Annotated in this window: 1 protein-coding gene; it reads left to right on the top strand. The window is 72.6% G+C overall.

Features of this window, described 5'->3' with window-relative positions; genetic code table 11:
- Positions 1 to 1,706, top strand: a 1,706-nt coding sequence (gene cofG, locus PD653B2_RS23740) for a 7,8-didemethyl-8-hydroxy-5-deazariboflavin synthase CofG (protein WP_085874900.1), incomplete at both ends; no start/stop codon positions are given.

Below are 1,706 nucleotides of genomic sequence, written 5' to 3'. Positions count from 1 at the left end.
GACCGGTGTCACTACTGCACGTTCGTGGAGTCGCCCGGTGAGCTGCGTCGGGCGGGGCAGGACATGTTCCTGACGCCGGACGAGATCCTCGAGATCGCGCGGCGGGGTGCCGTGCTGGGCTGCCTCGAGGCGCTGTTCACCCTCGGTGACCGCCCCGAGGACCGGTGGCCCGAGGCGCAGGCCTGGCTCGACGAGCAGGGCTATGACTCCACGCTGGCCTACGTGCGGGCGATGGCGGTCCGGGTGCTGGAGGAGACCGGTCTGCTGCCGCACCTGAACCCGGGCGTGATGTCGTGGGAGGAGATGAACCGGCTCAAGCCGGTCTCGCCGTCGATGGGGATGATGCTCGAGACCACCTCGCGCCGGCTCTTCGAGACCAAGGGCGAGGCCCACTACGGGTCTCCCGACAAGGACCCGGCCGTGCGGCTGCGCGTCCTCGAGGACGCCGGGCGGCTCTCGATCCCGTTCACCACCGGGCTGCTGGTCGGCATCGGCGAGACCCTCGAGGAGCGCGCCGAGACGATCTTCGCGCTGCGCCGGGTGTCCCGCGCCTTCGGCTCGGTGCAGGAGGTCATCGTCCAGAACTTCCGGGCCAAGCCCGACACCGCGATGCGGCACGCCGAGGACCTCGGGTTGGACGAGTACCGCGCCGTCATCGCGGTCACCCGGATCGTGCTCGGCCCCAAGGCCCGCGTGCAGGCACCGCCCAACCTGGTCGACCTCGAGGAGTGCCGGGCGCTGCTCGAGGCCGGGGTGGACGACTGGGGCGGGGTCTCCCCGCTGACGCCCGACCACGTGAACCCCGAGCGCCCCTGGCCCTCGCTGGAGCGGCTGCGCGAGATCACCGCGAGCTGCGGGTTCGAGCTGGCCCCGCGGCTGACCGTGCACCCGGAGTACGTCCGCGCCGGCGAGCCGTGGCTCGACCCGCGGGTCTCCGCGCACGTCGCTGCGCTGGCGACCGACGACGGCCTCGCCCGCCCCGGCGTACGACCGGTGGGCCTGCCCTGGCAGGAGCCGGACGGTGGCTTCACCTCGGTCGGGCGCACCGACCTCTTCGAGGCCGTCGACACCGAGGGCCGCACCGACGACCGGCGCTCGGACTTCGCGGACGTGTACGGCGACTGGGGCTCGGTCAAGGACGCCGCGGCGCTGACCGGCGGACCCGCGGTGCTGCACGCCGAAGGCGGCGACGCCCTGCGCGCGGCCGAGGCCGACCCGGGCAACCTGTCCGACGAGCACGCCTACACGCTGATGACCGCCGAGGGCGACCTGCTGCGCGAGGTCACCCGGCTGGCCGACGACCTGCGCCGCGAGACCGTCGGTGACGACGTGACCTACGTCGTCAACCGCAACATCAACTTCACCAACGTCTGCTACGTCGGCTGCAGGTTCTGCGCCTTCGCCCAGCGGCGCACCGACGCCGACGCCTACTCGCTCTCCCTCGACGAGGTCGCCGACCGCGCCGAGGAGGCGTGGAACCTCGGCGCGACCGAGGTCTGCATGCAGGGCGGCATCGACCCCGAGCTGCCCGCCTCGGCGTACTTCGACCTGGTCACCGCGGTGAAGTCGCGGGTGCCGGGCATGCACGTGCACGCCTTCTCACCCATGGAGGTCGTCAACGGTGTCGCCCGCACCGGACTGTCGATCGAGGACTTCCTGATCAAGGCCCGCGAGGCCGGGCTCGGGTCGCTGCCCGGCACCGCCGC

Origin of the sequence: Nocardioides sp. PD653-B2 (genome assembly GCF_002117935.1) — a bacterium.
Classification (GTDB): Bacteria; Actinomycetota; Actinomycetes; order Propionibacteriales; family Nocardioidaceae; genus Nocardioides.
The sequence above is the reverse complement of the archived record's forward strand: the minus strand, read 5'-3'. Positions and strand labels throughout refer to the sequence as shown.